The sequence below is a fragment of the Paraburkholderia sp. genome, from assembly GCF_049581445.1.
Lineage (GTDB): Bacteria > Pseudomonadota > Gammaproteobacteria > Burkholderiales > Burkholderiaceae > Paraburkholderia.
On record NZ_JBAURZ010000031.1, the window covers coordinates 36,782 to 43,937 of the forward strand.

Sequence of the window (7,156 nt, forward strand, 5' to 3'; positions counted from 1 at the left end):
CGTCATGGCACGCAGCGAGCATCTGTTGTCGCATCAGGAACTGGTGAAGGCCGTGATCATTCATCAGAACATTCATGAAGGATTCTGGCGTCTGAATATCAATTTCAATGTCGCCGCGACGCACGGCAAGCTCGTGCCGGATCCCTGCGTGGCCGTGACCATACAGGGCATCGGCATCATGCCCGCCGAATCCACTGATGAGATGGCGGTCGATGCCGCAATCGCCAACCCCGAGAAAATCCCCTCTACGTCTGGCGCTGCGCACGATGCGTCGGCCGGTATGGTGTTTTGTCGCGATGTCTACCGCCATGTGGCCGTGCATCTGGACGACGCGAGCAAGCCGGTCAACGTCTCCACCGCGCTCGATCTTCGAACGCCTCGCAAGTAAGCACAACCAGGCGCAATCACGCGCAACGAGCGCATCCAGGCGCAACTGCTGCGCCGCATCAGCTGCGATGCGCGGCCCGCATCATGGCGACGTAAAGCACTGCGCCGGCCACGGCGCCGATCAGCCAGCCAAAATTGTTAGCCGGCAGCAGTTGCAGTAGTTGGGTGCAGAGTTCCCAACCCACGGAGATGATGCCGGAAACGATCAACGCGGCGACACCTACTTTGTTCCAGCCGCCGTCGTAGTAGAAGCGGCCTCGCGGCGACATGCTATAGAGTTCGGCGGTTTCGACCTGCTGTTTCTTGATCAGGTAAAAATCCGCCATCATCACGCCATACAGCGGTGCCAGCACGGAGCCGAACACGCTGACAAAAATCGTAATGGCCTTGGGACTGTCGACGAAAATCCACGGGCAGACGAGTACGGCGAGGATGGAAGCGACCAGGCCGCCTTTCTTGAAGTCGATATGCCTGGGAAACAGGTTGGCAATGTCGTAGGCAGGCGAAACAAAATTGGCAACGATATTGATGCCCATTGTCGCCACGATGAACGTCAGGCTGCCGATTACCACCGCCACTTTGTTCTGGATGTGACCCACTATCGCCACCGGGTCCATGATCATCGAGCCAAACACTGTGGCACTGCCCGAGGTCACGATCACCGTGATGATGGCAAACACGATGAAGTTCACCGGCAAGCCGAGAAAGTTGCCGAGCTTCATCTGACGCTCGCTCTTGGCAAAACGGGAGAAGTCACCGAAATTGAGCAGCAGTGCTGCGAAGTAACTCACCACGAGCAACGTCGCATTGCCCATGCTGGCGAACTGCTCGCCACCGGAGAGCACCTTGCCGCCCAAGGTCAGGCTGAGACTGCCGAGGCCTGCCTGTGAGAGGATCCACGCCATCAGCGCGAACATCACCACATACACAGCCGGCCCGCAGAAATCGATGAACTTGCGGATCGCCTCCATGCCGCGCTGGAAAATGAATAGCTGAAACAGCCACATGAACAGAAAGCTGCCCCAGCCGAGGCCGTCGAGCCGTAGAAAGCTGACGTCATGCAATGACGCGGCTGCGGGGAAGAACACCAGCACCAGCGTCGCCACCGCTTTCGACGCGAAGTAGGTTTGCACACCGTACCAGACGATGCCGACCACACCGCGAATCACGGCGGCGAGATTCGCGCCCATCACGCCCATGCTGACGCGCGCCATCACGGGAAACGGAATGCCGTGGACATAGCTGGGTTTGCCGACGAGGTTCATCAGCAGGTAGACGATCAGGATGCCGACCGTCAGTGCGATCAGCACTTGCCAACCGGAGATGCCGAGTAGAAACAGGCTTGCCGCGAACGTATAGCCGCCCACGCTATGCACGTCCGACATCCACATTGCGAAGATGCAGTAGCCCGTCCAGGTGCGTTTATTGAGCGGCACCGGCGCAAGGTCGTGGTTATAGAGGCGCGCGTCGTTGTCTGCTACCTGGCCGCCCGGAGCGCCACCTTCGATAAACGGTGAAGTCGACATGTCTCCCCCTGCTGTTATCTACCGTGTCTGCCCTATCAGGCGAGTGACCCCGGTACCTGGCGGCGCCGGGCTACAGACAGGCGGCGCGAGAGCCAGCCGCTTGCTATTGCAACAATATAGATGGTTTCAAAAAAAATGAGCGGGCCGAAACAATCAAGCGCGACGCGAGAGGAACGCTGCAAAGGATGGGACGTGAGCGGCCTTCGAGGCCGCTCACCGGGGATCGCGCCTTAAGCGTCCGAGGTACGCGGGAGCACCGCGTCAAGACTGCCTTCGGCCATGTGGACGGCTTGGCGCACGCTCTTGTTGACGCTGTCATAAAGCGCATTGCTGGAGTCGATGACTTTCTTGAGCGCGACGACAGCCGCTTCCGAACCAGCAGGAGCCTGTTTCGACACCTGTTCGACGAGCGCTTGCATGCGCTGGTTGTACGTTTCGAAGCGCGCGCCCGCAATCGTTGCGAAGCCGGTTTGCGTGGCCAGCGCGATGTCGTAAACACGTCTGTTGTACGACTGAATCCTCTCTGCAACCACAGTCGTGCGAGCGCTCTGCCGCGCGACCAGTTCTTGAGGATCAGTAGTCAACAAGGCGGCCTGCGCATCGGCAAGCGTGGTTTTGGCCGTTTGCAGGTTCAACTCGATCAGCTTTTGAAAACCGTCAAATGCCTGATTCGCGAATCCGTAAAACGTCTCGACGTTGGCCCTGTGTGCCGCAGCGTATTGCTCGGGAAACCACTCGTTCATTGTGATACTCCGGAAATCAAATCGAGCGTGCGTCCAGCGGTTGATGGGTGGACGCACGTTCGTGGGTCGGAATGGCTAGATGGGTCGACCAGCGTGATGCCCCGCGAACGGAACAGCGCGTCGCGTCCCCCGATTTTTATGTTCTTTTAAATAAGTACAACAAAGAACTGCGGCGCTTTCTACCCGCTTATCAGCGTACGCTCGTGCCATTTAGCGTGAGCGCGGCTTCAAACGAAGCGCTCTTTAAGCTTGGCTACCCCCGTTTTCAATGCGGCTCGTTACTGATTCCGTCCGGCTGCTTTAAGAAAAGACCGCCCTTCATGCGTCAGACGCGGCAGCGCCTGCCCGGAGGCCAGCTTTTCCAATCTGACCAATTGGCGTTCCAGCAGCGCGTGGAGATCAGCGCGGTCTACCTCCAGTTGCTCCGTCGCGTCCTTGACCAGCATGAGCGTTGCGAATTCGTGAGGGCTCAGCATCGTCGTCTCCTAAGTTTTATAGGTGCTGCGTTGACGGGACAACGGCATGCCGCCGCCGCGCCCCGAACCTGACTCATTGAGCAAAAACCGCGAATGGGATTTCTTGCGCCGATTCGATACGTACGCCATACCGAGGGAACCCATCTTAATTCGGGTCGGCACAAATGATCAATATGTGGGAAAAATCTTTTTTACGACGGATTCCATCAGAGGATTCAAGTCGTAAAACGAGCGGAATTCGCGCCCGCCCAGAACGGGCGAGCGTTTGAATCGGCTCGCGTGTCGTCACGCAAGCCTTGTCTGACAACGGTTTGCCAGGGTAAACATGCAACCTGGATGTTTCAATTTGCCGTCAACCGGTCTACGTCCTTAGACGCTCACCCCATACCGCGCGGCCGGCACATTACGCGACAGATTCGGCCCAAGTGCAGCGCGCGCAGCCTCGAAGCTGTGCCAGTCCGCAGCGTCCGGCAGCGACGGCACCGTGGCGAACTCACCCTGATCGAGCCCGGCCAGTGCTGCGTCGACGAGGTGATCGACGCTCATGACAATGCTCTGCGGCAGATTTTCGACGGGTTGGCCCGCGATGTCCCAGAACTCGGTGCGGATCGCACCCGGCAACACCGCTTGCACCCGGACGCCCTTGTCCGCAAGTTCGTGACGCAGTGACTGGCTGAGCGCAAGCACGAAGGCCTTGCTGCCGCCATAAACCCCATTGAGGACTTCCGGTGCGACCGCGACAATCGAGGCGATATTGACGATCGTGCCATTACCACGCTGTACGAACTGTGGGACGACGGCATAGGTAAGACGCGTCAACGCGGTGACATTCAGATCGATCATCGACTCCATCTGGTCAGCGTCGGACTGCAGCAGCGGCGCCGCGCCGCCAATGCCCGCGTTATTGACCAGCATCGTGATGGACGCATCGGTCCGCAGGATCTCTTCGACGCGGCGTACATCTTCTTTGCGGCCCAAATCCGCCACGACGACTTCGACCGCGCGTCCGGTGGCGGTGCTCAGACGATTGGCCAGCTGGTCGAGCCGGTCGCGGTTGCGCGCCACCAGAATCAGGTCGTAGCCGCGGCGGGCCAGCCGGTCCGCGTAGGCCGCGCCAATTCCCGAAGAGGCGCCGGTGATCAAGGCGGTGCCCTTGTATGTCGTTTCACTCATGATTGACTCCGTTTTTTCAGGCGCCGGTTTGGGCCTGCACGGAGAGGAGAATAGGCTCGCGGCCGGATGTCTCCAATGTCATATATGCCACCTTTTATGCCATCGAAGTCATGCGCCAACCAAGTACCACATTCAGATGCCCGGTTAGCGTCCGTCCCCGCCTGCCCCTTCAGGCTCATGGGACAACCGGGCCTTCGCATGGCGCATCTTTTCCAGCGTCTTGGGTCCGAGCTTGAGCGCCACGCCAATCACCAGCGCATCCATGATGCACAAATGCACGAGCCGCGACACGCCAGGTGTATGCGGATCGATCGTGCTGGGCACGCGCAACAGCAAGGGAATATCAACGAGCCACGCGAGCCTTGAGCCCACGTTGGTCAGCGCGATGGTCGTGGCGCCCCGCTCCTTGGCAATCTGAATGCTTTCGTTCACTTCGACGCTGCGGCCGGAGTGCGAGATCGCGAACGCCACGTCTCCGGGTTCAAGCAAGCCCGCATACAGGCGTTGCAAATGACCATCGGTAAACGCGGATGCCGCAATATCGAGCCGCAAAAAGCGCAGCGCCGCATCCTGCGCAACCAGCCCCGAGCCTGACCCTACACCGAAGAAATACACCCGATGCGCGCCCGCCAGCGCCGCAATGGCCGTCTCCACCACCACTGGGTCGAGATCGCCACGGGCATGGATGATCCCGTCTACCGCCGCTTCGCCCACCTTGTCGAGCAAGGTCTGAATATCGTCGTCGCGCGCCACCGCCGTCGATGCGTACGGCAAGCCCCCTGCCACGCTTTGCGCGAGTTGCATCTTGAAGTCGCGCAAGCCGTTCGCGCCGACTGCGCGACAAAAGCGCGTCACGGAAGGCTCGGACACATCCGCGCGCTGCGCCAGCTCGGTGATGCTGGCGCGCATCGCAAAGTCGACGTCGCTCAGCACCATGTCAGCGACCTTGCGCTCGGCTGGGCGTAACTGGGTCAATGCGCCACGAATGTGGGGAATCAGGTTGGGAGCGGACACCCGTGCGTTCCTTATGGGTTCAAGGTCTGGAGTCCGCGTTTTGCCGCGCTATGACGCCATGACACTGCAGCAGCGGCGGCCATACGCGGGTTCAGGCGAGCCTGCTTCCACTCTCCGTATCGAACAGGTGAATATGCCCGTCGGGCAGGCGCAGCGTCACGCGCTGTCCCGGCTCGACCTTCGAGCGCTGGCGTGTCGTCACGCACCACGTGCTGCCGCCAATCTTCCCGTACAAGTGGGTCTCCGCGCCGGTCGGCTCGACGACTTCAACTTCCATCGTCACGCCTTCCGGCGTCGCCACCGTCTCAACGTGCTCGGGACGCATACCGAGCGTGACCTTTGCCCCCACCTTGGCCGATGCCGGTGCGTTGGGCAGTGGCACTTCGCTGCCGTCGGCCAGCTTCAGCGCGAGTCCGCTGCCGCTATTCACCACCACGCCTTCGGCGAAATTCATCGACGGCGAGCCGAGAAAACTCGCCACAAACAGATTGGCAGGGCGATCGTACAGATCGAGTGGCCGGCCCATCTGCTCAATGCGGCCCGCGTTCATCACGACAATGCGGTCGGCCATCGTCATGGCTTCGATCTGATCGTGCGTGACGTAGATCACCGTATTCTTAAGCCGTTGATGCAACGCCTTGATCTCGGTGCGCATCTGCACGCGCAGCTTCGCATCGAGATTCGACAACGGTTCGTCGAACAGAAACAGTGACGGCTCGCGCACCACGGCGCGCCCCATCGCCACCCGCTGACGTTGCCCGCCCGACAATGCGCGAGGCAAACGGTCAAGATAATCGCCGAGGTTCAGCATTTTTGCCGCCGCTTCGATGCGCGGCTTGAAGCTATTGGACGACTCTTTGCGGATACGCGGCCCGAATGCGATGTTTTCGTAGACGCTCAGGTGCGGATAGAGCGCGTAGCTCTGGAACACCATCGAGATATTGCGCTGCTGCGGGGCAAGCCCGTTGGCACGGGTGCCGCCGATCATCAGGTCGCCGCCGCTGATCTCTTCGAGACCCGCCACCATGCGCATCAACGTGCTCTTGCCGCAGCCCGAAGGCCCGACCAGCACGACGAATTCGCCGTCGTCGATATTCAGATCGATGCCGTGCACCACTTGCGTGTCGCCGTAACGCTTGAAAATGCCGCTCAGTTGCACTGCTGCCATGCTGTCCTCATCGTCATCGGGTGCAGCGGCCTGGCCCTTGCACCGCGTTCACTGGTTCAAAGTGTCTCGAGCGTCAATTCTTCGGTCATCAACCGGTTGCCCGCCATCAGCCCACCATCCACTGGCAGCGCCACTCCGGTAATCACACGCGCCATCGGCGAGGCGAGAAACCACACGGCGTCGGCGATGTCGTCCGGGGTAGCGAAATCGCCCAGCGGATACCACTTCTTCAGGTTTTCAAATACCTGCGGATTCTTGTCGACCCGAGCCTGCCAGGCCTTGGTCTTCACGGTGCCCGGACACACGATGTTCGCGCGGATGCCATAGCGGCCAAGTTCCATCGCGAGGGCCTTCGTATAGCTGATGAGCCCGGCTTTCGCCGCGCTGTACGCGGGATGACCCAACGACGCCATGCCGTTCACCGAGCCGATCAGGACCAGCACGCCCTGCTGCCGCTCGATCATCGAGGCCCGCACGGCCTCCACCGTGTGGTACGTGCCATTCAGATTCAGATGAACGTCGCGCTGCCAGCTTGCGACGTCCGTGGTGGCGAGCGTCGGCGCTTTGGCGCCGCCCGCATTGGCCACCAGCACGTCAACAGGTCCGCGCAAGGCGACCGCTTGCGCCACGGCCTGTTGCACGGCGGCGGCGTCCGCGAGGTCGGCGACC

At 60.5% G+C, this 7,156-nt stretch carries 8 protein-coding genes; 1 reads left to right on the top strand and 7 read right to left on the bottom strand.

Annotation, left to right across the window (positions count from 1 at the left end):
* The first annotated feature begins 4 nt into the window (after nt 1-4).
* Entirely contained in the window at nt 5-388 is a 384-nt protein-coding gene (locus tag WCA85_RS01935) for a hypothetical protein (protein ID WP_424061407.1), read from the top strand.
* 58 nt (nt 389-446) lie between these two features.
* On the opposite strand, the gene WCA85_RS01940 is transcribed toward WCA85_RS01935, so the two are convergent.
* The 7 genes from WCA85_RS01940 to WCA85_RS01970 form a co-directional block, all read right to left on the bottom strand.
* The gene (locus WCA85_RS01940; protein WP_424061409.1) at nt 447-1,913 is read right to left on the bottom strand and encodes an NCS1 family nucleobase:cation symporter-1; all 1,467 of its coding nucleotides are present in this window, start codon (nt 1,911-1,913) and stop codon (nt 447-449) included.
* Between the two features lie 230 nt (nt 1,914-2,143).
* Nucleotides 2,144-2,656: a TIGR01841 family phasin gene (phaP, locus tag WCA85_RS01945; RefSeq protein ID WP_424061411.1), complete on the bottom strand. Its 513-nt coding sequence runs from the start codon at nt 2,654-2,656 to the stop codon at nt 2,144-2,146.
* Nucleotides 2,657-2,934: 278 nt separating this feature from the next.
* On the bottom strand, nt 2,935-3,132 hold the full coding sequence (locus WCA85_RS01950; protein WP_424061413.1) for a hypothetical protein: 198 nt from the start codon (nt 3,130-3,132) through the stop codon (nt 2,935-2,937).
* Nucleotides 3,133-3,501: 369 nt separating this feature from the next.
* Entirely contained in the window at nt 3,502-4,305 is an 804-nt protein-coding gene (locus WCA85_RS01955; protein ID WP_424061415.1) for an SDR family NAD(P)-dependent oxidoreductase, read from the bottom strand.
* Between the two features lie 144 nt (nt 4,306-4,449).
* Nucleotides 4,450-5,319 (bottom strand): MurR/RpiR family transcriptional regulator, encoded by an 870-nt coding sequence (locus WCA85_RS01960; RefSeq protein WP_424061416.1) that lies wholly within the window; start codon nt 5,317-5,319, stop codon nt 4,450-4,452.
* Between the two features lie 91 nt (nt 5,320-5,410).
* A complete protein-coding gene (locus WCA85_RS01965) occupies nt 5,411-6,487 on the bottom strand; it encodes an ABC transporter ATP-binding protein (protein ID WP_424061417.1) in 1,077 nt (358 codons plus the stop codon).
* Between the two features lie 56 nt (nt 6,488-6,543).
* The coding region (locus WCA85_RS01970) for an SDR family oxidoreductase (protein WP_424061418.1) at nt 6,544-7,156 on the bottom strand (613 nt) is incomplete at its 5' end.

Bases quoted from the DNA above. Each gene is read 5' to 3' on its own strand.
- WCA85_RS01935 (WP_424061407.1), top strand. From the start codon at position 5: ATGGCACGCAGCGAGCATCTGTTGTCGCATCAGGAACTGGTGAAGGCC.
- WCA85_RS01940 (WP_424061409.1), bottom strand. From the start codon at position 1,913: ATGTCGACTTCACCGTTTATCGAAGGTGGCGCTCCGGGCGGCCAGGTA.
- phaP (WP_424061411.1), bottom strand. From the start codon at position 2,656: ATGAACGAGTGGTTTCCCGAGCAATACGCTGCGGCACACAGGGCCAAC.
- WCA85_RS01950 (WP_424061413.1), bottom strand. From the start codon at position 3,132: ATGCTGAGCCCTCACGAATTCGCAACGCTCATGCTGGTCAAGGACGCG.
- WCA85_RS01955 (WP_424061415.1), bottom strand. From the start codon at position 4,305: ATGAGTGAAACGACATACAAGGGCACCGCCTTGATCACCGGCGCCTCT.
- WCA85_RS01965 (WP_424061417.1), bottom strand. From the start codon at position 6,487: ATGGCAGCAGTGCAACTGAGCGGCATTTTCAAGCGTTACGGCGACACG.